At 56.7% G+C, this 25,462-nt stretch carries 22 protein-coding genes; 7 read left to right on the top strand and 15 right to left on the bottom strand.

Features of this window, described 5'->3' with window-relative positions:
- Positions 1-14: 14 nt before the first annotated feature.
- The 6 genes from pgpA to nrdR form a co-directional block, all read right to left on the bottom strand.
- Positions 15-518 (bottom strand): phosphatidylglycerophosphatase A, encoded by a 504-nt coding sequence (pgpA, locus tag C8D90_RS13620; protein WP_115459006.1) that lies wholly within the window; start codon positions 516-518, stop codon positions 15-17.
- Complete coding sequence (thiL, locus tag C8D90_RS13615) at positions 511-1,482, bottom strand: thiamine-phosphate kinase (RefSeq protein WP_115459005.1); 972 nt, start codon at positions 1,480-1,482, stop codon at positions 511-513. Before thiL ends, pgpA begins: the two co-directional genes overlap by 8 nt.
- A gap of 114 nt (positions 1,483-1,596) precedes the next feature.
- The gene (gene nusB / locus C8D90_RS13610; protein WP_115459004.1) at positions 1,597-2,016 is read right to left on the bottom strand and encodes a transcription antitermination factor NusB; all 420 of its coding nucleotides are present in this window, start codon (positions 2,014-2,016) and stop codon (positions 1,597-1,599) included.
- A gap of 23 nt (positions 2,017-2,039) precedes the next feature.
- Complete coding sequence (gene ribH / locus C8D90_RS13605) at positions 2,040-2,510, bottom strand: 6,7-dimethyl-8-ribityllumazine synthase (RefSeq protein ID WP_115459003.1); 471 nt, start codon at positions 2,508-2,510, stop codon at positions 2,040-2,042.
- Positions 2,511-2,609: 99 nt separating this feature from the next.
- Positions 2,610-3,716 (bottom strand): bifunctional diaminohydroxyphosphoribosylaminopyrimidine deaminase/5-amino-6-(5-phosphoribosylamino)uracil reductase RibD, encoded by a 1,107-nt coding sequence (gene ribD, locus C8D90_RS13600; protein ID WP_196238514.1) that lies wholly within the window; start codon positions 3,714-3,716, stop codon positions 2,610-2,612.
- A gap of 53 nt (positions 3,717-3,769) precedes the next feature.
- Complete coding sequence (gene nrdR, locus C8D90_RS13595) at positions 3,770-4,219, bottom strand: transcriptional regulator NrdR (RefSeq protein ID WP_115459001.1); 450 nt, start codon at positions 4,217-4,219, stop codon at positions 3,770-3,772.
- A gap of 246 nt (positions 4,220-4,465) precedes the next feature.
- Here nrdR and C8D90_RS13590 point away from each other — a divergent pair, with 246 nt between their 5' ends.
- Both C8D90_RS13590 and C8D90_RS13585 read left to right on the top strand, forming a co-directional pair.
- Complete coding sequence (locus C8D90_RS13590; protein WP_376744970.1) at positions 4,466-5,734, top strand: glycosyl hydrolase family 18 protein; 1,269 nt, start codon at positions 4,466-4,468, stop codon at positions 5,732-5,734.
- 138 nt (positions 5,735-5,872) lie between these two features.
- The gene (locus tag C8D90_RS13585) at positions 5,873-6,409 is read left to right on the top strand and encodes a DUF3251 domain-containing protein (protein WP_115458999.1); all 537 of its coding nucleotides are present in this window, start codon (positions 5,873-5,875) and stop codon (positions 6,407-6,409) included.
- A 65-nt stretch (positions 6,410-6,474) separates the two neighbouring features.
- Here C8D90_RS13585 and secF read toward each other — a convergent pair whose 3' ends face one another.
- The 5 genes from secF to queA form a co-directional block, all read right to left on the bottom strand.
- Positions 6,475-7,443, bottom strand: coding sequence for a protein translocase subunit SecF (gene secF / locus C8D90_RS13580; RefSeq protein WP_115458998.1), 969 nt, complete (start codon positions 7,441-7,443; stop codon positions 6,475-6,477).
- Positions 7,444-7,453: 10 nt separating this feature from the next.
- The gene (secD, locus tag C8D90_RS13575) at positions 7,454-9,304 is read right to left on the bottom strand and encodes a protein translocase subunit SecD (RefSeq protein ID WP_115458997.1); all 1,851 of its coding nucleotides are present in this window, start codon (positions 9,302-9,304) and stop codon (positions 7,454-7,456) included.
- A gap of 26 nt (positions 9,305-9,330) precedes the next feature.
- The gene (gene yajC / locus C8D90_RS13570) at positions 9,331-9,663 is read right to left on the bottom strand and encodes a preprotein translocase subunit YajC (RefSeq protein WP_115458996.1); all 333 of its coding nucleotides are present in this window, start codon (positions 9,661-9,663) and stop codon (positions 9,331-9,333) included.
- Between the two features lie 155 nt (positions 9,664-9,818).
- Entirely contained in the window at positions 9,819-10,946 is a 1,128-nt protein-coding gene (gene tgt, locus C8D90_RS13565; protein WP_115458995.1) for a tRNA guanosine(34) transglycosylase Tgt, read from the bottom strand.
- Positions 10,947-11,079: 133 nt separating this feature from the next.
- Positions 11,080-12,153 carry a tRNA preQ1(34) S-adenosylmethionine ribosyltransferase-isomerase QueA gene (gene queA / locus C8D90_RS13560; protein WP_115458994.1) on the bottom strand — a complete coding sequence of 358 codons (1,074 nt, stop codon included), beginning with the start codon at positions 12,151-12,153 and terminating at the stop codon, positions 11,080-11,082.
- 122 nt (positions 12,154-12,275) lie between these two features.
- Here queA and C8D90_RS13555 point away from each other — a divergent pair, with 122 nt between their 5' ends.
- Positions 12,276-12,869, top strand: a complete 594-nt coding sequence (locus C8D90_RS13555; RefSeq protein WP_115458993.1) for an acyl carrier protein phosphodiesterase — start codon at positions 12,276-12,278, stop codon at positions 12,867-12,869.
- A 218-nt stretch (positions 12,870-13,087) separates the two neighbouring features.
- On the top strand, positions 13,088-13,690 hold the full coding sequence (locus tag C8D90_RS13550; RefSeq protein ID WP_115458992.1) for a peroxiredoxin C: 603 nt from the start codon (positions 13,088-13,090) through the stop codon (positions 13,688-13,690).
- A gap of 388 nt (positions 13,691-14,078) precedes the next feature.
- Here C8D90_RS13550 and malZ read toward each other — a convergent pair whose 3' ends face one another.
- Complete coding sequence (gene malZ, locus C8D90_RS13545; RefSeq protein ID WP_115458991.1) at positions 14,079-15,878, bottom strand: maltodextrin glucosidase; 1,800 nt, start codon at positions 15,876-15,878, stop codon at positions 14,079-14,081.
- 197 nt (positions 15,879-16,075) lie between these two features.
- Between malZ and C8D90_RS13540 the strand changes: the two genes are divergently transcribed.
- Positions 16,076-17,326, top strand: coding sequence for a mechanosensitive ion channel family protein (locus C8D90_RS13540; protein WP_115458990.1), 1,251 nt, complete (start codon positions 16,076-16,078; stop codon positions 17,324-17,326).
- A gap of 59 nt (positions 17,327-17,385) precedes the next feature.
- Here the strand turns inward: C8D90_RS13540 and proY are convergent, their stop codons facing one another.
- From proY to C8D90_RS13525, 3 genes are all read right to left on the bottom strand, one after another.
- Positions 17,386-18,759, bottom strand: coding sequence for a proline-specific permease ProY (gene proY, locus C8D90_RS13535; protein ID WP_115458989.1), 1,374 nt, complete (start codon positions 18,757-18,759; stop codon positions 17,386-17,388).
- A gap of 151 nt (positions 18,760-18,910) precedes the next feature.
- Positions 18,911-20,230: a branched-chain amino acid transporter carrier protein BrnQ gene (gene brnQ, locus C8D90_RS13530; protein ID WP_115458988.1), complete on the bottom strand. Its 1,320-nt coding sequence runs from the start codon at positions 20,228-20,230 to the stop codon at positions 18,911-18,913.
- Between the two features lie 597 nt (positions 20,231-20,827).
- Positions 20,828-23,038 (bottom strand): sensor domain-containing phosphodiesterase, encoded by a 2,211-nt coding sequence (locus tag C8D90_RS13525; RefSeq protein ID WP_115458987.1) that lies wholly within the window; start codon positions 23,036-23,038, stop codon positions 20,828-20,830.
- Between the two features lie 611 nt (positions 23,039-23,649).
- On the opposite strand from C8D90_RS13525, the gene C8D90_RS13520 reads away from it, so the two are divergent.
- Positions 23,650-23,823 (top strand): YfgG family protein, encoded by a 174-nt coding sequence (locus C8D90_RS13520; RefSeq protein ID WP_196238512.1) that lies wholly within the window; start codon positions 23,650-23,652, stop codon positions 23,821-23,823.
- Between the two features lie 160 nt (positions 23,824-23,983).
- Complete coding sequence (gene mgtE / locus C8D90_RS13515) at positions 23,984-25,408, top strand: magnesium transporter (protein ID WP_376744971.1); 1,425 nt, start codon at positions 23,984-23,986, stop codon at positions 25,406-25,408.
- The last annotated feature ends 54 nt before the right edge of the window (positions 25,409-25,462 follow it).

The raw sequence follows: 25,462 nt of genomic DNA, 5'->3' as shown, positions 1-25,462 counted from the left end.
CGGCTGCAGCAACACTACCAATAATGCCCCACGCCAAAAATCACCGCGGCCGCAAGCACCCCGGCGACAACATCGTCCACCATGATCCCGGTTCCTCCGTGAATCCGCCGGTCAAACCAGCTAATCGGCCACGGCTTTGCCGCGTCCAGAATGCGGAACACGACGAACCCCGCCAGTACCCACTGCCAGCTGTTCACCGGCAGCGCTATCAGCGTAATCCACATCCCGACGAACTCATCCCACACGATGCTGCCGTGATCGTGCACGCCGATGTCCCGCGACGTGCGGCTGCATATATAAATGCCGATGCAGAAGCTGAACATCACCACCAGCGAATAAAGCTGCAACGGCAACTGGATCAGCAACAGCCAAAACGGGATTGCCGCAATCGATCCCATCGTTCCCGGCATCCACGGGCTTAACCCGCTGCCGAATCCCGTCGCCAGCAAATGCCACGGATTGCTCATACGCAGCCGGGCTTTCGCCGCGATGCTATCTTCCTTACTGAGTTTACCCAAAGTGATCGTACCCCCGCCATTGCGGCTCCAGGCGCTGTTCGCCCTGCCACAGTTGTAATCCTTCCGTTGCCGGCGTTATCTGGCCGACGCAGGTGAAATCCACGCCCAGAGAACCCAGGGCAACGTCCAGCGCTCCCCGGTTAAGCTCCGGCACGGTAAAACACAATTCATAGTCTTCACCGCCGGACAATCCCCACTGTAGCACCTGCTCACGCGGACACGCTGCCTGCAACGCCGCAGAAATGGGCAGATCGTCCAGATACAGGTTCGCACCGCAGGCGCTGGCCTTCAGAATATGCCCCAGGTCGGAAATCAGGCCATCTGAAATATCGATCGCCGCGCTGGCTAAATCACGCAGCGCCTGCCCCTGCAACACGCGCGGCTGCGGGCGCAGATGGCGCCGGAGCAGGAAATCGCGCTGATCTTTATCCGCAACGGACAAGCGGTCCTGCAACAATGCCAGCCCGGCGGCGCTGTCGCCCAGCGTTCCGGTCACGTAGATCCAGTCGCCGATGCGTGCGCCGCTGCGCAGCAATGCACGCCCGGCCGGCACCAGGCCGTGCACGGTCAGCGTCATCGACAGCGGGCCGCGCGTCGTATCGCCGCCGATCAACTGCATATCGTAGTAATCCAGTTGTTCAAACAACGCATCACTGAAGGCGGCAAGCCATTCTTCATCGATTTCCGGTAACGTCAGCGCCAGAGAAACCCAGGCAGGATCGGCGCCCATCGCCGCCAGATCGCTGATGTTCACCGCCAGCGCCTTGTGACCCAGATCGGCAGGCGCAATATCGGGTAAAAAATGGTTTCCGGCGACCAACGTATCGCAACTGACGGCAAGCTGCTGCTTTTCCGCCACGGACATCAGCGCGCAGTCATCGCCGATCCCCTGCAGGACATCCCGGCGCACATTGCGCTGCCGGTTAAAATAGCGGGCAATAATATCGAACTCGCCACATGACATGAGGTTATCCTCACTAATCATTGAAGAAAATCACGGAAAAAACGCAAACAAAAGGCCGGTTTCCCGGCCTTCAGGTCTGTATCCGCAGAAACCCCGCATTGACTGCCGGCCGCGTTATTTTCTGTTTTTGCGTACCGTAGGCGCGACTTTATCCAGCACCCCGTTAACAAATTTATGGCTGTCTTCAGCGCCGAACGTTTTTGCCAGTTCGATGCCTTCGTTGATCGCCACTTTGTACGGCACGTCTTCACGTTTGCTCAGTTCAAACAGGGAAACGCGCAAAATCGCCTTTTCCACCTGCCCCAACTCATTTAACTGACGGGACAGCACCGGCGCCATCAGGTTATCGAGATATTCCGCATTGTTGGCAACACCGGCCAACAACTCGCGGAAATAGTTGACGTCCACGTCTTTAACGTCCTGCTCCGTCAGGAACTGTAATTCAACATCGGCAATGTCATTCCCGGACAGTTGCCAGGAGTACAAGGCCTGAACGGCACATTCACGGGCGCGGCGACGAGCGGCAGGTTTCACGGATTTCCCCTTACTAAACTAAATCAGGCCTTGATGGCTTTAATGACGTTGATCATTTCCAGTGCGGTCATTGCGGCTTCGGCGCCTTTGTTGCCGGCTTTGGTGCCCGCACGCTCAATGGCCTGCTCAATGCTCTCGGTGGTCAGTACGCCGAAGGCAACCGGCACGACGCTTTCCATCGCCACGCTGGCAAGACCGGAACTGCATTCCCCGGCCACGAATTCAAAGTGTGCGGTACCCCCGCGGATGACCGTGCCCAGCGCAACGACGGCGTCGTAGCGTTTGGTGTCAACCAGCGCGCGTACGGTCAGCGGCAGCTCATAAGCGCCCGGCACCCATACCACGGTAATATCGTCATCAGAAACCTGACCGATGCGCTTCAGTGCATCAACCGCGCCTTCCAGCAGGCTATCGTTAATGAAGTTATTAAAACGCGCAATGGCGATAGCGACACGGGCACCCGGAGCGGCTACAACGCCTTCAATCGTTTTCATACGGTTTCCTTTATTCGTTACGGTTACGGTGTTCCGCGGAGGGGGCGGATTCTACCACATTCTTTGACAACCTGCGCGCCGGCTTTTCCCCTCCGGCATTCAAACAGGCTGTAAGATCAGGCGGACGTCAGGTCCGACCTGCGTTATTTGTTTAAAGATGAATGACGGACAGTCCGCCAGCGTTTCCAGGCCGGGCAGAAGGCACATCCCGCGGGCGGCATCGCCCAGCAGCCTGGGTGCCATATAGACGATAAGCTCATCCACTACGCCGGCGCGCAACAAGGCGCCGGCCAGCGTCGCGCCGGCCTCAACCCAGACAGAATTCACCTGCATCCGCCCCAGTTGCATCATCAGCGATACCAGGTCGAGATACTCCCCGTGTTCCGGCACGGCAATCTGGCGCACATTATCCGGCCATCCGGCGCCGTCAGGCTGCCTGCACGCCAGCAGGGTTTCCCCCGGCTGAGAAATCAGTTTATGTTCCGGCGTCACGCGGTTGCGGCCATCAACGATCACCCGCAGCGGCTGACGCAGATTTTCCTGCGGGTAAAGGCGGCGCGTTTCTTCATCCAGCTCCGCCCAGCGCACGGTAAGGGAAGGATCGTCCGCCAGCACCGTCGCGCTGCTGCTCAGGATAGCCGAGCTTTGCGCCCGCAGCCGCTGCACGTCCTGACGCGCGGCGGGAGAGGTAATCCACTGGCTTTCGCCGGACGCCATGGCCGTTTTTCCGTCCAGCGACGCCCCAAGTTTTAGCTGCACGAAGGGAAACCCGGTGCGCATGCGTTTGAGGAAGCCCCGGTTGATGGCCTCCGCCTCCGCCATCATCAGGCCGTGGCTGACGTCAACGCCCGCCTGTTGCAGGCGATATAAGCCGCGCCCGGCCACCTGTGGGTTAGGATCCTGCATCGCGGCCACCACCCGGCTGACGCCGGCGGCGACCAGCGCATCAGCACAGGGCGGCGTTCGTCCGTGATGGCTGCACGGTTCCAGGGTAACGTACGCGGTCGCTCCGCGCGCCTTTTCCCCCGCCATACGCAGAGCATGAACCTCCGCGTGAGGCTCCCCCGCACGCAGGTGGAAACCTTCGCCGACGATCTCGCCGTCGCGCACGATAACGCATCCCACATTAGGATTGGGCGGGGTGGTAAAGCGCCCGCGGCGCGCCAGTTCAAACGCCCGCGCCATATAAAATTCATCACCGCGTATTTGTTGCATGCCTTACCCTGCCTGAATGCGCCGCCGGATGCGGCATAAAGGAATTAGTCCTGGAGCCTGGCGATTTCTTCGCCGAATTCACGAATGTCTTCAAAGCTGCGGTAAACCGAAGCAAAGCGGATGTACGCCACTTTATCCAGCTTCTTCAGGGCATCCATCACCAGATTCCCCACCATCTTCGCCGGCACCTCACGCTCACCGGTCGCCCGGAGCTGAGATTTTATGTGGCTGATAGCCATCTCGACGTCGTCTGAACTGACCGGGCGTTTTTCCAGCGCCTTCAGCATTCCTTTACGCAACTTATCCTCATTGAACGGCTCACGGACATCATTGCTCTTGATGATGCGCGGCATGACCAGTTCCGCCACTTCAAACGTAGTGAATCGTTCATTGCACACCAGACACTGGCGACGACGGCGAACCTGGGACCCATCGCCAACCAGGCGGGAGTCAATGACCTTGGTATCAACGGCGGAACAGAACGGACAATGCATAAGGCTCCCTGATAAAAAACATGTTTGGGCATTAGTTTACCCTGCAACCCGGAAGACAATAAAGGCTCAACGTTGATCTGTTTGTTAACGGCGTTAATCTCCGCGTAATGGCAATAAAAAAGCCTCATTTTTCACGGTGAGAAAACGTGACATGACGTGATTACCCAATGTCTGACCCGCCTCTTATTCTTGAGCCGCTTTTGCAACAACGACGTTTCTCAAACAATGACACTAGAGGTTCTGATTATGGCTCTTATTAAATCCGGCGCGGATAACGCCACGTCCATGCCTTCACTGGAAGGCAAAAAAATCATGATGGGTTTCTGGCACAACTGGGCATCCGACGGTCATGACGGTTATCAGCAGGGTACTTCCAAGGCGATGACTCTTCTGGACATCCCGGAAGCCTACAACGTCGTGGCGGTTTCCTTTATGAAAGGCGAAGGTATCCCGACCTTCAAACCTTACAACGCCACGGACGAAGAATTTCGCCGCCAGATCGCCGTCCTGAACAGCCAGGGCCGCGTGGTGCTGATTTCGCTGGGCGGCGCGGATGCGCACATCGAGCTGAAAGCCGGCGACGAGCAGGCATTCGCAGACGAACTGATTCGCCTGGTTGAAACCTACGGTTTTGATGGTCTGGATATCGACCTGGAACAATCAGCGATTATCGCTGCAGACAATAAAACCGTACTGCCTGCCGCGCTGAAAATGGTCAAAGACTATTACAAAGCCCAGGGCAAGCACTTCATCATCAGCATGGCGCCGGAATTCCCCTACCTGCGCGAAGGTGGTAACTACCTGGCGTACATCAATGCGCTGGAAGGCTACTATGACTTCATCGCCCCGCAGTTCTACAACCAGGGCGGCGACGGCATCTGGGTTGACGAAAAGAACGCCTGGATCACCCAGAACAACGACGCCATGAAGGAAGACTTCCTGTTCTACATGACCCAGAGCATCGTTACCGGCACCCGCGGCTACGTGAAGATCCCGGCGAACAAGTTCGCCATCGGCCTGCCGAGCAGCAACGACGCAGCAGCTACCGGTTACGTCGTCGATCCGACCGCCGTTTATAACGCTTTCGCCCGCCTGGACGCAGCTAACCTGACAATCAAGGGCCTGATGACCTGGTCCATCAACTGGGATAACGGTCAGGACAAAGCCGGTAAAGCGTATAACTGGGAATTCTGCAACCGCTACACCGGCCTGATCCACGGCGGCAGCGTACTGCCGGTCGATCCGGAAGAAGAAGAAACCACCGATCCGGTAGACCCTGTAGATCCGGTTGAACCTGTAGAACCCGTTGAACCGGAAACGCCGGACGAAACACCGGTTGTGCCGGATGAAGGCGGCAGCAGCGATGAAGAGTACCCAGCCTGGGAACTGGGTCATCAGTATATGCCGGGCGACAAGTGCACCTACAAAGGCGCGCACTACGTCTGCATCAACAGCAACCTTTCCAACGCAGGCTGGACGCCGGACATCTGCTTCACGCTGTGGCAGGCAGTCTGAGTTTTTCCGCCACGTTTTTGCAACCAAACCCGCCCGCTTCCGGCGGGTTTTTTCTTACTCAGCCCACAAACAGCATGTGACTTTCATCGCAAAGCAGATTAGTCTTTAAGCTATGTCAATAATAAATCAGGTGAAACCATGTCAAAAATTCATTCCGTCGCCCTGGTGACTCCCCTGGTGCTCATGTTGACGGCGTGCGCCTCCGCGCCGGAAAAAGAACAACAGCTTCAGGCCGAAGTTCAGGAGCTGACGCAGAAAGTCGAGCATTTGAACACCCAAACCGCGCTGCTGGATCGCCAGGTACGGCTCAACGCTAACTCTGATAACGGCGTCTATTTGCTGGCCGGCGCCAACGCCGATGCACAGATCATGACCGCCATCGGCCAGCTGCGCGTACGCCTTGACCACGTTGAGCCGGAAGCCGGCGGCAGCAAGGCCGTACTGCAAATCAAAAACGCCACCGGCGCGGTATTGCCGGGCTTCAGCGCCATACTGAACTGGGGCAAGCTCAATCCCGCCACCGGAGAGCCGTCGGAAGGCGACGCCCTGGCGCAAACCCTCACCTTCAGCCCGCCGCTGGTTGCCACTAACGTCACCAGCATGGAAGTACGCCTGAGCGACATAACGCCGGAAGAACTGGGATTCGTTCACTTACATGACGTCCGCCAGCAGTAACCGTGCGCGGCAAAATAAAAAACCCCGGCAAGCCGGGGTTTTTTATTACACGTACGTTCACGCCATCAGGGCAGAATCGAAGGCTGGTCGGCCCCTTCTTTCTCCACCTTCTGCTGCAGCATGTGCTCGCGCTTCATGCCCAGCTTCAGCGCCAGCGCTGATGCTACGTAGATGGAAGAAATAGTACCAATGGTCACCCCGATCAGCATCGTCAGGGAGAAGCCTTTCAGCATCGCGCCGCCGAAGATGTAGAGCATCAGCACCACCACCAGCGTCGTTGCCGACGTCATGATGGTACGGCTCAGGGTTTGCGTCAGCGACACGTTCATGATCTCGTAAGGCGTTCCGCGGCGAATCTTACGGAAGTTCTCACGGATACGGTCGGAAACCACGATACTGTCGTTCAGCGAGTAACCGATAACCGACATCAGCGATGCGATGATGGTCAGGTCAATCTCGATGTGGAACAGCGACAGTACGCCCAGCGTGATCACCACGTCGTGCGCCAGGGACAACACGGCCCCGAGCGCCAGACGCCATTCAAAGCGGAAGCCGACGTAGATCAGGATACTGATCAGCGCAACCAACAGCGCCATCGCGCCGGCCTGCGCCAGATCGCTGCCCACGCTGGGGCCGACGAACTCAATACGCTTAACCGATGCGCTGCTGTCGATCGACTGCTGCAACACGCCAACCACTTTATTGCCCAGTTCCTGACCTTCCGCGCCGGTTACCGGCGGCATACGGATCATGATGTCGCGGCTGCTGCCAAAGTTCTGCACAATCGGATCGGCAAAACCGGCTTTCTCCAGCACGTCACGCATCTCATTGAGATCCGGCGCTTTATCCACGGTCAGTTCGATCACCGTACCACCGGTGAAGTCCAGACCCCAGTTAAAGCCCTTCATGTACATGATGGCGCAGGAAACGATCAGCAACAGGCCGGAAATGGTAAAGGCCACGTAGTCCCAGCGCATGAAGTCATAGACCCTGCGCCCATAGTTCAATTGTTCAACGGTATAATCTTGTGCCACGGCCTGTTCCTCAGATTGACAGCTTGTTGATGCGTTTGCCGCCGTAAAGCAGGTTAACAATGGCACGGGTGCCGACAATCGCGGTAAACATTGAGGTCGCCACGCCGATAGCCGTGGTGATCGCAAAGCCCTTGATTGAACCGGTGCCCACCGCGTACAGAATGATGGCCGTAATCAACGTGGTCAGGTTGGCGTCGATAATACTGGAGAACGCCCCCTTGTAGCCTTCATGAATCGCCTGCTGCACGGAGCGGCCATTCTTGAGTTCTTCCTTGATACGTTCGTTAATCAGTACGTTGGCGTCTACCGCCACCGCCAGCGTCAGTACGATACCGGCAATACCCGGCATGGTCAGCGTCGCGCCCGGCAACAGGGACATCACGCCGACGATCAGCACCAGGTTAGCCAACAGCGCCGTAGTCGCGATCATGCCGAACTTACGATACCAAACCACCATAAAGACGATGGATGCCACCAGGCCCCACAGGCACGCTTCCAGACCCTGAGTGATGTTCTGCATCCCCAGCGTCGGGCCGATGGTGCGTTCTTCCACGATCTGAATCGGCGCGATCAGCGCACCGGCGCGCAGCAGCAGGGAGAGCTGACGGGCTTCGGTCGGGTTATCGATGCCGGTAATACGGAAGCTGTTGCCAAGGCGGGACTGAATCGTCGCCACGTTGATCACTTCTTCCTGCTTAGCCAGAATCGACTTGCCGCTGGCATCTTTTCTGCCGCTGTCTTTGTACTCCACAAACAGGGTCGCCATCGGCTTGCCGATGTTGTCCTTGGTGAAGTTAGACATGGCGCTGCCGCCTGCGCTGTCCAGGGAGATGTTAACCTGAGGGTTATTAAACTCATCCTGGCTGGAGGTGGAGTCGGTAATATGATCGCCGGTCAGGATAACGCGCTTGTACAAGACCACCGGACGGCCGTCACGGGTGTTTTTCACCTCGGAATCGCCCGGCACACGGCCATTGGCCGCCGCGGTTGCATCCGCGTTGGTGTTGACCAGACGGAACTCCAGGGTCGCCGTCGCGCCCAGAATCTCTTTGGCGCGAGCAGTGTCCTGAATACCCGGCAGTTCAACCACGATACGGTCGGCACCCTGGCGCTGAACCAGCGGTTCGGCCACGCCCAGTTGGTTAACACGGTTACGCAGGATATTGATGTTCTGCTGCACCGCGTACTCGCGGGCTTCACGCAGACGATCGTCGGTCATCACGGCGCGCAGAATATTGTCGCCGCTGTTGCTGAAGACCAGATCGCGATGGCGTCCGGAAAGGTAGCTGTTCGCCTGATCGCGTGCAGCGGCATCACGGAAACGCACTTCAACGCTGCCGGTGGTGTCCAGCTTACGCACGGTCGCGTAAGGAATGCCCTTCTCGCGCAGATCGCTGCGCAGGGAGTCCATGGTCTGTTCCTGCAGCTTGCCCAGCGCAGTGTCCATGTCCACCTGCATCAGGAAATGAACGCCGCCGCGCAGATCAAGACCCAGCTTCATCGGCTCAGCGCCCAGCTTCGTCAGCCACAGCGGGGTTGCCGGCGCCAGGTTCAGCGCCACGACGTATTTATCACCCAGCACCGGGATCAGCGCTTCACGCGCCCGGAGCTGGATGTCCGTATCTTTGAAACGGGCCAGAATCGCGCCGTTTTCCAGGGCAATGGATTTGGTTTCGATGTGCTCTTTGTCGAGCACGCCACGGATTTGATCCAACGTTGATTCACTGGCGGCGACGCCGCGCGCGCCAGTGATCTGAACGGCCGGATCCTCACCGTAGAGGTTAGGAAGCGCATACAGCAAACCGACCGCCAGCACGACGATCAGCATGATGTACTTCCAGAGAGGATAGCGGTTTAACACGATAGTTCCCTTCGGGAAAGCGAAAATTACAGCGCCTTCATCGTGCCTTTCGGCAGAACGGCGGCCACGAAGTCACGTTTGATCATCACTTCATTATTTTCGTTCAGTTCGATGGCGATGTAGCCGGTTTCTGACACTTTGGTCACGCGTCCGATCAGACCGCCGGTCGTCAGCACTTCATCCCCTTTGGAAATGGAGTCCATCAGTTTTTTGTGGTCTTTGGCGCGTTTCTGCTGCGGGCGCAGGATCATAAAATAGAAAATCAAACCGAACACGACCAGCATGATAACCAGCGAGTACGGGCTGCCCTGAGCCGGTGCACCGGCAGCGGCGTAGGCGTCGGAAACGAATAAACTCATCTAATGTCCCTCATTATTTTTAACAACGGTTTGAATTTGACGGCAAACAGTCCGAAAGAACGATTATCGCATCATGCCGACATTATGAAACCGTCAATTTTACTAAAAAAACAAATTTAAGCGCCGGTTCACGCACATTGCGCCCGGCGCAGTCCTTACGCAGCATCCAGCGGCGGAACCGGTTTACCCTGACGCTGGTAAAAATCCGCCACAAAGTCGTTTAATTTACCGTCTTCGATGGCCTGACGTAAACCCGCCATCAGGCGCTGATAATAGCGCAGATTGTGGATAGTATTCAGACGCGCGCCCAGAATCTCATTACAGCGATCCAGATGATGCAAATAGGCGCGGCTGTAGTGACGGCAGGTATAGCAATCACAATGCGCGTCAAGCGGAGAAGTATCGTCGCGGAAACGGGCGTTGCGGATCTTGATGACGCCATCGGTCACGAACAGGTGGCCATTACGCGCATTACGCGTCGGCATGACGCAGTCAAACATATCAATGCCGCGCCGCACGCCTTCTACCAGATCCTCCGGCTTGCCCACGCCCATCAGGTAACGGGGTTTATCCTGCGGAATTTGCGGACACACATGCTCCAGAATGCGGTGCATGTCTTCCTTCGGCTCACCAACCGCCAAACCGCCCACAGCGTAACCATCAAAGCCGATCTCTACCAGCCCTTTCAGCGATACATCACGTAAATCTTCGTAAATACTGCCCTGAATGATACCGAACAGCGCATTTTTGTTGTTCAGCTCATCGAAACGCTGACGGCTGCGCGCCGCCCAACGCAATGACAGCTCCATCGAACGTTTGGCGTAATCCCAGTCAGCCGGATACGGCGTACATTCGTCGAAGATCATCACGATGTCGGAACCGAGATCGTACTGGATCTCCATCGACTTTTCCGGACTGAGGAAGATCGGCGAGCCGTTGATTGGGTTACGGAAATAAACCCCCTCTTCCTTAATTTTACGCATCGCGCCCAGGCTGAAAACCTGGAAGCCGCCGGAGTCGGTCAGAATCGGGCCGGACCACTGCATGAAGTCATGCAGATCGCCGTGCAGCTTCATGATCTCCTGCCCCGGACGCAGCCAGAGGTGGAAGGTGTTGCCCAGCAGGATCTGCGCGCCGGTCTCTTTTACCTCTTCCGGCGTCATACCCTTGACGGTACCGTAGGTGCCGACCGGCATGAATGCCGGGGTTTCGACCACGCCGCGATCGAAAATCAAACGTCCGCGCCGCGCGCGGCCGTCGGTGGTTTGTAATTCGTATTTCACTCATGCCTCCGCATCGGAAAAACAGTCCGATGAGTTAAAAAACCCCGCCATGCCGCAGACCTGTGCAACAGGAAGCGGAATCCGGCAGGGAGAAAAATCAGCCGCGGCATTGTACACGCCGCGCCGCCGCAATTTATTGACCAGATACAGTTTCTTGTTCAGCCGCCGCATTATGGGTAATAAACATCGCGTCCCCATAGCTGAAAAAGCGGTAACGCTGCGCTACGGCCTCGTGATACGCCGCCATGGTATTGCGGTAACCGGCAAATGCCGACACCAGCATAATCAGCGTAGACTCCGGCAAATGGAAATTGGTAATCAGGGCGTCAATCACCTGATAGTGATAGCCGGGATAAATAAATATCTGGGTATCATCAAAAAATGGCGCAATCAGCGCATCCTGTGACGCCGCCGCCGCACTCTCCAGCGAACGCACCGACGTAGTGCCCACCGCGATAACCCGGTTACCGCGCGCTTTACAGGCTAACACCGCCTCCACCACCTCTGGCGGCACTTCAGCATATTCGGAGTGCATCACGTGATTTTCGATGGTATCCACGCGCACCGGCTGGAAGGTTCCCGCCCCAACGTGCAGCGTGACGAACGCCATCTCCACTCCTTTGGCGCGCAGTTTTTCCAGCAAAGGCTCATCGAAATGCAGACCGGCGGTAGGCGCCGCAACTGCGCCGGGGCGATCGGCATACACCGTCTGATACAGCTCGCGATCGGCCTCTTCGTCCGGACGATCGATATACGGCGGCAGCGGCATATGGCCGGCGGCGTTCAGAATGCTCAACACGTCGCGCCCGTCGTCAAAGTGCAGCTCGAACAACGCGTCATGGCGCGCCACCATGGTGGCGCGAATATTTTCATCGTCGCCCAGCAGCAGCTCCGCGCCCGGCTTCGGCGCTTTCGACGCGCGCACGTGCGCCAGCACGCGCGTGTCGTCCAGCACCCGCTCCACCAACACTTCCAGCTTGCCGCCGCTCGCTTTGCGGCCGAACAGGCGCGCCGGAATCACGCGGGTATTATTGAAAACCAGCAGATCGCCGGGATTCAGCTTATCCAGAATATCGGTAAAAGTGCCGTGCTCCAGCGCCCCCGTCGGCCCGTCCAGCGACAGCAAACGGCAGCCGCTGCGTTCGGCCTGCGGATAGCGGGCTATCAGTTCATCAGGAAGTTCAAAAGAAAAATCGGCAACGCGCATGGCTTCAGTTCACTCATACCGGATAACGACACAAAAAACAGGCGGCCTAGTCTAGAGCCGCACGACGCCTGCTGCAAGCAAACTCTGGGCGCGGCGGTACGATCTGCTCTATACTCGACGCCATGAACTTTCTCGCCCATCTTCATCTCGCCTCGCTGGCAAACAGCTCCTTGTTCGGTAACCTGCTTGCTGACTTCGTACGCGGCAATCCTGCCGGGGAGTACCCGGAAGCAGTCATCGCCGGCATCTATATGCACCGCCGCGTCGATGCGCTGACCGACAGCCTGCCGCAGGTACTGGCGGCCAAACGCCGCTTCCGCGACGAATCCCGCCGGGTTGCCCCCATTACGCTTGACGTGGTTTGGGATCATTTTCTGGCACGCCACTGGCAGCGTATTGAGCCGGGCATCCCGCTACCCGTATTCAGCGAACAGGCGCAGCGGCAAATCGTTCCGCTGTTGCCGGAAACCCCTGAGCGCTTCCGCAACCTGAACAGTTACATCTGGCGCGAACGCTGGCTGGAACGGTATGCGGAGTTGCCGTTTATCGCAGAGGTGTTGCAGAGCATGGCAAGACGCCGCCCGCGGCTGGCTGCCTTAGCCGGCTCATTCAGCGATGTGGAAGAGAATTACACTTATCTTGAACAGGCGTTCTGGCAGTTTTACCCGTTCCTGATGACGCAGGCACGCCAGGGTGCGCTGTCGTTGCCGAAGTGATCGAACGAACAAAACGTGCGGTTTACCCCGCCAGGGTATTGCCCATTTTTTTAAAGTGGTTAAATTTAGGGCGCTACTGCGTTGTTTAATCTGATTGATAGGTAAAAGCTATATTATCGATTGGAGTTTTACCCTTTATTCACAAACGTTAAATACGTATAGTGATTCCCGTCTTAAGGATTCAATCAACCACTCAAACTATTAACAGGAGTTCTTCAATGGTCCTGGTTACTCGTCAAGCCCCTGACTTTACCGCCGCTGCCGTACTGGGCAACGGTGAAATCGTAGAAAACTTCAACTTCAAAAAGCACACCAGCGGCAAGCCGACTGTTGTCTTCTTCTGGCCGATGGACTTCACCTTCGTATGTCCGTCTGAGCTGATCGCATTCGATCACCGCTATGCAGAATTCCAGAAGCGTGGCGTTGAAGTTGTCGGCGTTTCTTTCGACTCTGAGTTCGTTCACAACGCATGGCGTAAGACCCCGGTTGATAAGGGCGGCATCGGTGAAGTGAAATATGCCATGGTTGCTGACGTTAAGCGTGAAATCCAGAAAGCTTACGGCATTGAACACCCGGACGCCGGCGTTGCGCTGCGCGGTTCCTTCCTGATCGACAAAAACGGCATTGTTCGCCACCAGGTTGTTAACGACCTGCCGCTGGGCCGTAACATCGACGAAATGCTGCGCATGGTTGACGCGCTGCAGTTCCACGAAGAGCACGGCGAAGTTTGCCCGGCACAGTGGGAAAAAGGCAAAGCCGGTATGAAAGATTCTCCGGACGGCGTAGCTAAGTACCTGTCTGAGAACGCTGCCAAGCTGTAATTTCGTTTTACCCAAAACGACAAAAGGCGACCCCACGGTCGCCTTTTCTGTTATTACGACAAGACCCGCCAAAAACCGGCAAACGGGCAGCCGGAATGATGAACCGGAAATGGGACTCACGGGGACTGAAACGCCCGTCCGTGAGCAAACGCCACGCGTCGGGCAACAGAAACCCGGCGGACATATTTCATCTTTAATGTGTTGTTTGTCTAACGTAATTGCTGATGCCGCCGTGACTAATTATGGTATAGATTAGGAAATGCATGATTTTCATGGCTGAATATTTAAACCAATGCATTGTAAGTAAACAAAAAAACCAGCTTTACGCAAAAAAGAAAACGGAGCGGCTATAACCTGCTCCGTTTTTCAATACAAAAATAATGAACGATCAGCCCTGTGCCGATATGCGCCACACCGTCGCACTCTCCGCCGGCAGCGATAGCGCCAGATAGTCTGCCTCGCCGGTGAGCACGCCTTCCCCCTCCTGGCAGATCCACGCCCCGGACGGCAACAGCGGCGTCAATGGCAGCACGCACTCCCCTGTCCGCTCACGTTGCAGAGCCACCAGCCAGGTTTCATGTTCGTAAGTACGCACGAACACCAGCGTTTCACCGCGGCAATAAATCACCTGGCAGCCGCCACGGCGCAGTGCGACGCTTTCCCTGCGCAACGCCGCCATTTTACGGCTGACGTCAAACAGGCCGGCGTCCCAGCGCTGCTCATCCCACGGGAAGGTTTTACGGCAGAATGGATCGTTTTCGCCGTCCAACCCAATCTCGTCGCCGTAATAGAGGCAGGGAATACCAATCCAGGTGAACAGCCAGACCAGCGCCATTTTCATCCGGCGCGTATTGTGGTTCAGCAACGTCAGCATACGTGCAGTATCGTGGCTGTCGAGCTGGTTAAACATCACCAGTTGCTGGGAATGAGAAAGCCCGGCGCGGTAGGATTCCATCCACTCCGCGCACTGCCCTGCGCTGAGCTGCGCCGGCTGATAGGCGACGTCAACACCGGCCAGGAACGCCCTGACCGGCAGGGCGAATCCCATGTAGTTCATGGCGGCGTCTTCCACGCCGGCCTGCAACCAGCGGCGCGCATCGCCGAAGTGTTCGCCCAGAACATACGCCTGTGGATTCTCTTCGCGGATGCTGCGGTAAATCCCGGCCAGATGAGTCAGGTTGCCGCGCGCGCTGCCGCCTTCGCCGAGCATGTGAATCACGTCCAGCCGCCAGCCATCAATACTGTACGGCGGCCGCAGCCAGTAGCGCGTCACGCTGTCCGGCCCCCGGTAGATGCTGTCAACCACCCGCTGGCTGGCGAAGTCCAGCTTGGGCAGATGCGCGTTGCCCTTCCAGTCCAGCACCCGCCCGTCCGGCAGGAAGGTAAAGCGTTCACGGTGCGGGGAATCCGGATGGTGAAACGCCCCGTCCTTGCCGCGCCCCGCACGATCAAACCACGGATGCGTTTCTCCGGTATGGTTGAACACGCCGTCCAGAATCAGGCGCATACCTGCCGCACGCGTCGCTTCACGCAAACGCAGCAGGGCGTCGTTGCCGCCAAAGCGGGGATCGACGTTGTAGTAATCTTCGGTGTCATACTTGTGGTTGCTGGGCGCGGTGAACACCGGGTTCAGATATAGCGCGGTCACGCCGAGCCGTTGCAGGTAAGGCAACCGGGCGCAAATGCCGTCCAGATCGCCGCCGTAAAACGCGGAAGAGCCCTGCTTCGCTTTCAGCGGCGCCTCCCAGGCCAGATAGTCCTCTCCGGCGGCAAGCGGCGCTTTCCCTTCTCCGCGGGCGAAACGGTCGGGGAAAATTTGATAGAACACCTGATCGGCGGCCCACTCCGGCTGCGATCCGGGGAGCTCCAGGGCAAACTGCTCCGTCTGGGGCGGAGGAATAACCTGTAAGCCGCGCGGGCCGCACCACAGTTGCCGGTCCGCCCACAGCATCTTGAAGCAATAACGCCGCAGCGGCTCCCCCTCCGTCAGCGGCAGCGCGCCGTGATAGCTGACGTACTCTCCCGCTTCACGCGCCGTCATCGTCAGCAGCCACTCTTCGTTATCCGGCTCACAGCGCAGGAAAACCTGCTGCGGCAGGTCGCTGCCCTGCAACAGCAGCGTGATGTCCAGCTTGTTCCCGCGCTGCCGGACATAAGGTGGAACCGGTAAGTGCCATGCAAATAACATCAGGATCGTCTCCGTCTGAATACCTTTGTGCGCAGCATGCCATGATGCCGGAACATCCTGCTCATCTGTCTGAAAGTTTTACGGGGAGGAGGTGCGGGGAGGATATTCCGTTATCCCGCGTTGCGGGATGCATCCAGAACAAGTAGCCTATTACGTGCAACATCATAGTTTATCTATCGGAAAATTAAGGAAGATGCATGCAAAAAAACGTAATGAAATGGCTGGAACAATATGGACTGGATTTCACCGACACCTATACCACATCGCTGATTGTGATTCTGGGGCTGATACTGCTCACCGCCCTGGTGATTCATTTTATCCTGCACCGTATCGTACTCACCCGCCTGGAGCGCATGGGGCAGCAAAGCCAGCGTCTGTGGTTGCAGGTGATTACCCAAAACAAACTGTTCCGCCGCATCGCCCTGACCATTCAGGGGATCATCGTCAATATTCAGGCCGTAGTCTGGCTGCATCCGGGCACGCAGGCCGGTGATATCCTGATCCTGTGCGCACAGCTCTGGATCATGCTCTACGCCCTGCTGTCGCTGTTCTCCCTGCTCGACACCCTGCTGGATCTCTCGCATCGGTTCTCTTTTGCCTCCCAGTTGCCGCTGCGCGGCATCTTCCAGGGGGTCAAGCTGGTTGCCGCCATCATTATCGGGATTATGATGATTTCCCTGCTCATCGGGAAATCGCCGCTGATTTTAATCAGCGGTCTGGGCGCCATGACGGCGGTACTGATGTTGGTGTTCAAGGATCCGATTCTGGGTCTGGTCGCCGGTATCCAGCTTTCCGCCAACAACATGCTGCACATGGGCGACTGGCTGGAAATGCCGAAGTACGGCGCCGACGGCGCGGTTATCGACATCGGGCTGACCACCGTGAAGGTGAAAAACTGGGACAACACCATCACCACCATTCCAACCTACGCGCTGATTTCCGATTCGTTCAAGAACTGGCGCGCCATGTCGGAGTCCGGCGGGCGCCGTATCAAGCGCAGCCTGAATATCGACACCACCAGCGTGCACTTTTTATCCGATGACGAACATCAGCATCTGATGAAAAGCCAGCTGCTGGCGCCTTACATCGATGCCAAAACCCAGGAACTGACGACGTACAACAGCCAGCAGCACACCGACCTCAGCTCACCGCTGAACGGGCGCCGCATGACCAACCTCGGTACGTTCCGCGCCTATCTGCAGGCCTACCTGCGCTCCCACCCCCGCATCCGTAAGGATATGACGCTGATGGTGCGCCAACTGGCCCCGACCGCAGAAGGCCTGCCGCTGGAGATTTATGCCTTCACCAGTACTACGGTCTGGGCAGAGTATGAAGACATCCAGTCGGATATCTTCGATCACTCCTTTGCCGTGATCCCGGAGTTCGGGCTGCGTGTACATCAGACACCGACCGGCAACGATATGCGTTCAATCGGACATCCGGCGTAATCATTTCTGCGCCATAAAAAAACGGAGCCCAGGCTCCGTTTTTTCATTTATCGCCGACGTTAACCTTTCATCACCGGTCGCGTCGCCTTCTTCACGAACACATACCCTACCAGCAACAGCACGATCCAAATCGCACCGGCAATCAGTGAAATACGGGTATCCGGGAAATAACCAATCAGGCCGATGATAAACACCAGGAAAATGATGCCAAACACCGACGTCACGATGCCGCCGCGCAGCGGAAACTCCAGCGCTTTCACCTGTTCGGCGGAAAGACGGCGACGGAAGGCGATCTGGGAGCACAAAATCATGATCCACACCCAAACGGTAGCGAAGGTCGCCAGCGACGCAATCACCAGGAAAACACGCTCCGGCATGATGTAGTTCAGGTAGACCGCCGCCAGCAGCGCAGTAACCATCACCACCACCGTCACCCACGGAATGCCGTTACTGGAGATTTTGGTGAAAATCTTCGGCGCGTGCCCCTGTTCCGCCATGCCGTACAGCATACGGCCCACGCCGAACACGTCGCTGTTAATCGCCGACAGAGAAGCGGTGATCACCACGAAGTTCAGAATGCCTGCCGCCGCCGTGATCCCCATATGCTGGAACGTCAGCACGAACGGACTGCCGTTGGTGCCCACCTGATTCCACGGGTAGATCGACATAATGACGAACAGCGTGCCCACGTAGAACACCAGGATACGGAACGGTACGGAGTTAATGGCTTTGGGAATCGACACCTTCGGGTTTTTCGCCTCGCCGGCGGTGATCCCGATAATCTCAATACCGCCATAGGCGAACATCACCATTTGCAGGGAAAGGATCATCCCCATAATGCCGTTACTGAAGAACCCGCCGTTGACCCACAGGTTGTGGATGCCGGTCGGCTGCCCTCCGTTGCCGATACCCCAGACGATAATGCCGATACCGGCCACAATCATGATGATGATGGTCGCGACCTTGAAGAACGAGAACCAAAACTCCAGTTCGCCAAACACCTTCACGCTGACCAGGTTGATCGCGCCGATAATCAGCACCACGCTCAGCACCCACACCCAGTGCGGCACATGCGGGAACCAGACGCCCATATAGATGCCGAATGCCGTTACGTCGGCAATGGCGACGATCAGAATTTCGAAACAGTACGTCCAGCCGGTGATATAGCCGGCCATCGGCCCGAGGTAATCCTGCGCATAGCGGGAAAAAGAACTGGCCTGAGGGTTATTGACCGACATTTCGCCCAGCGCGCGCATGATGATAAACGCCACGACGCCGCCGATCAGATAAGCCAGCAATACGCTGGGGCCGGCCATCTGAATGGCGGAGGCCGAGCCATAGAACAAGCCGGTGCCGATGGCGGAACCCAGCGCCATAAAGCGGATGTGGCGCGCATTCAGACCACGTTTAAGCTTATTGGGTTGCTCTTGCATAGAGATGTATCCGTTATCGCCTGTCAAAAAATCACGGGCCGCAGCCCGTGATGAAAAGAAAATCAGAATTTGTGATTATAAATGCAAGACGTTCGGAATTCATCCTGTTCATGATGGCAGGCTTATTAAAGCCTGCCGTGAATATGAACGATCAGTCGTGTACCGGAACGCTGGGCGTGTGGCTCATGCGATCGTAGATACCGGCAATCACCAGCACCAGCAGCGACGGCAGTAACCACGCCAGCCCCTGCGCCGCCAACGGCAGCTTCTCGGTCCATGCCGGCAGGAAATGCTGCCAGGCGGAGGCTTTAACGCCGTCCAGGATGCCGAACAGCAGGCTGACCAGCATCACCGGCGCAAAGACGCGCGACGCGGAGCGCCAGAAGCGCAGGCTGAAGCTCAGTACGACCATCACGATACAGGGAGGATAAATCGCCGTCAGCACCGGTATGGAAATCTGAATCAGGTGGCTCAGCCCCAGATTGGAGACCAGCATGGCGAACAACCCGAGGATGAACACCAGCGCACGGTAGCTGAGCGGCAGATACTGAGCGAAAAACTCAGCACAGGCGCAGGTCAGGCCGACCGCCGTTACCATACAGGCAATAAAGATTAACGCCGCCAGGAAGAAACTGCCCAGGCCGCCGAAGGTGTGCTGAACATAGGCATGCAGAATCACCGCGCCGTTCTGCGCATCCGGCACCAGAGAAGCGCTGTTGGAGCCCAGCTTGAACAGGCTGAGGTAAACCAGCGTCAGCCCCACGCCGGCAATCAGACCGGCCCAGATGGTGTAGCGGGTCAGCAGGCGTGAATCCTGCACGCCGCGGGAACGCGCGGCGTTGACGATAACGATGCCGAACACCATCGCGCCCAGCGTATCCATCGTCAGGTAACCGTTGACGAAGCCGTTGGAGAACGGCACCGCCTGATAGCTTTCCGTCGCCGGAATCGGCGATCCGGCCGGCCACATCACCGCGGCAACGCCCAGAATCGCCAGGGCGACGATCTTCAGCGGCGCCAGGAAGTGGCCCACGGTGTCCAGCAGCTTACCCGGATAGAGCGAAATCAGGATCACCAGAGAGAAATAGATCACGCTGTAAATGAACAGCGGCAGTGCGCTGTCGCCGGTCAGCGGCGCGATCCCCAATTCAAAGGAAACCGTGGCAGTACGCGGCGTGGCGAACAACGGGCCAACGGCCAGGTAACATACCGTCGCCAGCACCAGACCGGCGGCGCGGCCGATGGGCGTACTGAGCGCGTCAACGCCGCCGCCCACTTTCGCCAGGGCCACAACCGTAATCACCGGCAGCCCTACCGCCGTTACCAGAAAGCCCAAAGCAGCAATCCAGACGTGTTCGCCCGACTGCAAACCAACCATGGGAGGGAAAATGATGTTGCCTGCGCCGACAAACAGCGCAAAGGTCATAAATCCTAACGCGAGGATATCTTTAGATGTTAAACGATGGCTCATAAGTATGGGATGTCGTGTTATTGCCTTAAACGAAAACGATTCAACGGTATCAAGATATCTTGATCTTGCCGCCGGCCGCGTACCGGCGCAGGGAAAGAGGAAAACAACAGAATGATTCTGCCGATGGCACATCCCGGTGATGATGACTCCGCACTCCCCTGGCGCAAAAACTTCCCCTTACCTTCCGGCTATCACGTTCCGGTCGGTGACAATGCTATTTGTATTATTAGTCGGGGTTATCCGGCGACAGCGGCGATAAGTAAAACGTTCTGACCGGAAAAAGACAAGAGCCAAAACCAGATGCGGTATCATCGTCCAGAGATAATCACCGCACCAGCGAATAATGTTGTTTTATGGTAGCATCACCGCGTATATAACCAGCCTGTTTCTGGCATTCTGCTCGGAGAATTGTACAGAAAATCACCTTGCCAAAGAATTATTCTCTGCCATACCAACTTATAACCTTGGTGGATTGACTGCAAAGAAATGAGCAGGCGGTCAGATGTATTGGCATAATTATGCAGACGGGCGCCCTCTCACAACGGTAAGAAAAATCAGCGGCCGGTACGCTGATTTTCTTCAAAAAAAATTCATGGATTACAGCTCAGACAACTGCACCGGCATTCCCAGCAAATACCCCTGAATGTAATCCACGCCCAGCACCTTCAGCTGAAGCCGCTGCGCTTCGGTTTCGACGTATTCCGCAACGACAGTCAGCTTTTTCAGGCGGGCGATCTGGCACATCGCGGCGACGATTTGCTGATCCAGCAGGCTGTCCGCCAGCGGACGGATAAAGCTGCCGTCGATTTTCAGGATATCCGCCTCAATGTGTTTCAGGCGGTCATAACTGGCGTATCCGGTACCGAAATCATCAATGGCAATACGGCACCCCAGCTGACGCAGGCTGGCCAGGGTTTGCTTCGCCAGCTCCAGCGACTGGGCGACGTTGGTTTCGGTAATTTCCAGAATCAGCTGATAAGGCTCAACCTGGTGAGTTTGCAGCAGCTCGGCAATGTCATGTACCAGCGTCGGCCGCACTAACGTTGAAGGCGTCAGGTTGACGGAAAAACAGAGGCCGGGCAGACGCTCACGGTTTTCATCAATAAACGCCAGCGTATGCTTCAGCACCCAGAGATCGATGTCATAGTTCAGCCCGAATTCATCAACCACCGGCAGGAACGCATCTGGCATCACCGCAATGCCGTCTTCGCCCGGCAAACGCAGCAAAATCTCATAATAACGATCGCCGCGGAATCCCTGGATCGGCTGAGCCATGAGGATAAGGCTGTTATCATCCAGCGCCCGCTGGATGTCATGCAGCATATCGACCTTTTTGTTGATGTTATTCTGCAAATGGCGGAAGTTCGCCTGCGAACTTTCCGGCTTGCCTGTCCCGAGGGAAATCTCGGCCATCGTGCTGAGTTCACCGATGATCGCGTATAAATGCTCTACGGGATAACGCACGATGCAATAACCGATACCATGATGCAGATGCAGCGGCAGTCCGTTCCAGCACAGGCGGAATTGCTCCAGCGCGCGCGAAAGCCGTTTCAGCGTGGTTTCCCAGTCATGGATATTCAGACGAATCAGCAGATCGTAGCTCGGCAGCTGATACACCCGCTCATCCTTGTGGTGCATCTCGGCCATCAGCACCTTCGCCAGCCGCTGCTTATACTCAACCCACATCTGCATGCCGTAAGTCCGGCACAGCGCATCCAGGTTGGCGATGCGCAGGAAGCACAATACCGAACGCTCATGCTCCTCAAGCGTATGCTCAAGGCTGCGCACGTTATGCAGTTGCACCATCGGGTCCACCATCGCCGCACGACGGCTTTTAACGTACAGCCGGCGCTGCCGCGTCGTTAACACCGACATCAGGATCACCGTCAGGGTAAACACCATCAGCATCGACATGATGAAGGCCAGGTTGTGCAGCAAATCCTCCTGGCGCACATAGCCCGGGTAGTTATACAGCAACACGATGACCGATGAATGCCACATCAGGCTGGAGAGCTGATACCCCAGGCGCATGGAGCCGAACAGCATCAGCGGGAACAGCAACGTCAGGGTGTAATCGCTGTACAGAATGTTGTCCGAACCGTGAAACTGTACGCTAAGCAAAATAACGATTGCGGCCGTAGACAGCACCCACAACGACAATTCCCACATTGAAACGCCGGGCGCCATTTCACGCCGGATGCGCCGTATGATAACGCGCCAAAAACGGGGCCGGATCAGCGTGCGGATGAGATAGTAGCAAAGCGGTACGCCGCTCAGGCAGACTATCGCCAGTGACTGGTAGTTCAGTAATGACCGGATGGTGAACGGATTGGTGGAAGGCTCACCGACGGTTCGCGGCGATACCCCCAGAATAATAGCGATCTGAACGATCAAAATCAGGAGCAACGGCAAAATCAACGCCAGCCAGAACAGCCGGGCAAACATGGCCGGCGGATTGCCGAACCCCGCCGACCAGCGGCTTCCCGCCTGTTTGGTAAAACCGTACCAACATAACCCGATAGCGAAAGAAAAGGCGAGCGTAACCGCAATACCTATGCCCGGTCCCATGGCATAGGTATAACGAATCATATTCACTAATACGAGCGCAGGAAAGACACGCCAACTGAATATCAGCAGCAGGGACAACGCGACCGCCAGAGGCCAAAACAGCAGATAGGCAGTACCGTCATCTAACGCCAGCGTGGGAGAGATAGTCGACCCCAGCGGCAACAAGACCGCACTGAATAGTAACGGCAACCCCCACCAGTGGTTCAAATGGCGCGCACAGCGCCGGGATACATTATTCATGCACTAAACATACTCACCGATACGGGCTTCATTCTCCGTACCGGTTACGGATAAAAATTAAAGAAGGGCTCCCATCCTTCCTACCGCCTTGCGCCCCACGGGCGTAAAAACCCTACAGGCAAGGTGGCCGGGATTTAGCGTCCCGGAGACGTCCATGATTATATAAGAACTATCCCTTTATATTCAGACAAGGTGATGCGATGTTCAGAGAATGGCCCGAAATCTTATTGACTCACAGGGTTTGCCCTTTGATTCAAATCAACAAACCCTGCATTCCGTATTACATCAACCCGTTATAGCCCCATGAATGTTAAGTAGTTTACCGTATACATTACATGTCATTGCTAAATATTGAGCGAATGTTAAATCAATAATAAGTCATTTCCGGATATAGACATTTTCCATCGGGGAATTAGGTTGGTAAAGGATAAAAATAAATATTTATAATATCTGCTGATAATAATTGTTGAATGATACACTGAAACAATAGTCACGGCGGTTAACCGAAAAGCGCGGCATAACAAAAACTCCGCCCTTAACGTTCCCCGGATTGACGAATCGCCGCCCTTGTGCCTAAATCACGCCAGAGGCGTTGCATAACAGAGAGCAGAATGAAACGACGAACAAGTACAATGACCAAGATAGTGTTGCTGATAAGCTTCATCATCTTATTTGGCCGTTTGTTGTACTCTTCCATCGGAGCCATCTCCCACCATCAGGATAAACGCGCGGAAGCCATTGAGCAAAGCCAATCGCTTCCGGCAAGTCAGGATAAAGCCCCCTGATTCCGCCCGGCGCCGTTAATCAAGCATTCATTCTGCCCCAGGCGTATCGCGCCGGTATACCTGACCACCCTGCCGGCCACGCCCCGTAGTTGTAGTTAAAGGAGCGACACCACCCATGCCAGCCCCCGAAAATCATATCCGCCATCACGGAAATGTGACGATGAAAAACCGCGCCCGACAGCGCGCGGACGATCGTAACCGCATCCTGCATTTGTTGCTGAATAACCGGGTGCTGGTCGACAGCATGCTGGGCCGCATCGTCAACGAAGCGCAGCTGGACGATCCGGAGCTGCTGGATCAGGCCGCTGAGCTGAAGGCCCTGGCGCTCCGGCTGCCGGCGCCCGATATGGCCGATACGCTGGAAGCCCTGCCGCTGGATGAGCGTCATGCGCTGTGGAGCCTGGTCGACAACGAAAAGCGCGGTAAAACGCTGGTGGAAGCGTCGGAAAGCGTTTGGGACAGCCTGATCGACGAAATGAGCGACAAGGATTTGTTGCGCTCCTTACAGACGCTGGACATCGACGACCAGATTTACCTGGCGCAATACCTGCCGCGCAACCTGATGGGGCGCCTGCTCACCTCCCTGGACCCGGAACAGCGCGCGCGGGTGCGCGAGGTGCTGCGTTACGGCAAACATACCGTCGGCGCGATGATGGACTTTGAGCTGATCACCGTTCGCCCCGACGTCACGCTGGCAACGGTACAACGCTTTCTGCGCATGCGCGGCGACGTACCGGCCAACACCGATAAACTTTTCGTCACCGACCGGCGCAATACGCTGCTGGGCGACCTCAGCCTGACGACGATTCTGCTGCATAAGCCGGAAACCCGCGTAGAACACGTTATGAACACCGAACCGGCCACCTTTGATCCGGAAGATAACGATGAGGAAACGGCGCGTAACTTCGAACGTGACAACCTGCTGAGCGCCGCCGTCATCGACGGCAAAGGGAAGCTGATGGGGCGCGTGACCATCGAAGAGATCGTTGACGTCGTCTATGAAGAGAGCGACAGCGATCTGCGCGGCATGGGGGGGTTAAGCGACGAAGAGGACGTATTCGCCCCGGTCAGCAAGGCGGTTAAAACGCGCTGGGCCTGGCTGGCGCTGAACCTGTGTACGGCGTTCATCGCCTCGCGCGTTATCGGCCTGTTCGAACACTCCATCGCCCAACTGGTCGCCCTGGCGGCCCTGATGCCCATCGTCGCCGGCATCGGCGGCAATACCGGCAACCAAACCATCACCATGATCGTGCGCGCGCTGGCGCTGCAACATCTGCGTTCGGGCAACGTTTCCTTCCTGCTGCTGCGTGAACTGGGCGTCGCGCTGATCAACGGCATCGTTTGGGGCGGCGTTATGGGCGTCATCACCTGGTTGTTGTATGACGACCTCCCGCTCGGCGCCGTCATGATGCTGGCGATGACGCTGAACCTGCTGGTTGCCGCACTGATGGGCGTGCTCATTCCGATGACCATGAGCCGGCTGGGGCGGGACCCCGCAGTGGGCTCCAGCGTCCTGATTACCGCCATCACGGATACCGGAGGATTTTTTATCTTTCTCGGGCTGGCGACGCTGTTCCTGCTGTAACCATCCGCCGGATCGCCCTGCGGCGCGATTCGGCATTTTCCCGGTGATTCCACT

Origin of the sequence: Enterobacillus tribolii, from assembly GCF_003363015.1 — a bacterium.
GTDB lineage: Bacteria > Pseudomonadota > Gammaproteobacteria > Enterobacterales > Enterobacteriaceae > Enterobacillus > Enterobacillus tribolii.
Note: the sequence above shows the minus strand (reverse complement) of the source record. Positions and strands in the feature narration are given on the sequence as shown.

Bases quoted from the DNA above. Each gene is read 5' to 3' on its own strand.
- thiL (WP_115459005.1), bottom strand. From the start codon at position 1,482: ATGTCATGTGGCGAGTTCGATATTATTGCCCGCTATTTTAACCGGCAG.
- ribH (WP_115459003.1), bottom strand. From the start codon at position 2,510: ATGAAAACGATTGAAGGCGTTGTAGCCGCTCCGGGTGCCCGTGTCGCT.
- nrdR (WP_115459001.1), bottom strand. From the start codon at position 4,219: ATGCATTGTCCGTTCTGTTCCGCCGTTGATACCAAGGTCATTGACTCC.
- C8D90_RS13590 (WP_376744970.1), top strand. From the start codon at position 4,466: ATGGCTCTTATTAAATCCGGCGCGGATAACGCCACGTCCATGCCTTCA.
- C8D90_RS13585 (WP_115458999.1), top strand. From the start codon at position 5,873: ATGTCAAAAATTCATTCCGTCGCCCTGGTGACTCCCCTGGTGCTCATG.
- yajC (WP_115458996.1), bottom strand. From the start codon at position 9,663: ATGAGTTTATTCGTTTCCGACGCCTACGCCGCTGCCGGTGCACCGGCT.
- queA (WP_115458994.1), bottom strand. From the start codon at position 12,153: ATGCGCGTTGCCGATTTTTCTTTTGAACTTCCTGATGAACTGATAGCC.
- C8D90_RS13555 (WP_115458993.1), top strand. From the start codon at position 12,276: ATGAACTTTCTCGCCCATCTTCATCTCGCCTCGCTGGCAAACAGCTCC.
- C8D90_RS13550 (WP_115458992.1), top strand. From the start codon at position 13,088: ATGGTCCTGGTTACTCGTCAAGCCCCTGACTTTACCGCCGCTGCCGTA.
- malZ (WP_115458991.1), bottom strand. From the start codon at position 15,878: ATGTTATTTGCATGGCACTTACCGGTTCCACCTTATGTCCGGCAGCGC.
- C8D90_RS13540 (WP_115458990.1), top strand. From the start codon at position 16,076: ATGCAAAAAAACGTAATGAAATGGCTGGAACAATATGGACTGGATTTC.
- proY (WP_115458989.1), bottom strand. From the start codon at position 18,759: ATGCAAGAGCAACCCAATAAGCTTAAACGTGGTCTGAATGCGCGCCAC.
- brnQ (WP_115458988.1), bottom strand. From the start codon at position 20,230: ATGAGCCATCGTTTAACATCTAAAGATATCCTCGCGTTAGGATTTATG.
- C8D90_RS13525 (WP_115458987.1), bottom strand. From the start codon at position 23,038: ATGAATAATGTATCCCGGCGCTGTGCGCGCCATTTGAACCACTGGTGG.
- C8D90_RS13520 (WP_196238512.1), top strand. From the start codon at position 23,650: ATGAAACGACGAACAAGTACAATGACCAAGATAGTGTTGCTGATAAGC.
- mgtE (WP_376744971.1), top strand. From the start codon at position 23,984: ATGAAAAACCGCGCCCGACAGCGCGCGGACGATCGTAACCGCATCCTG.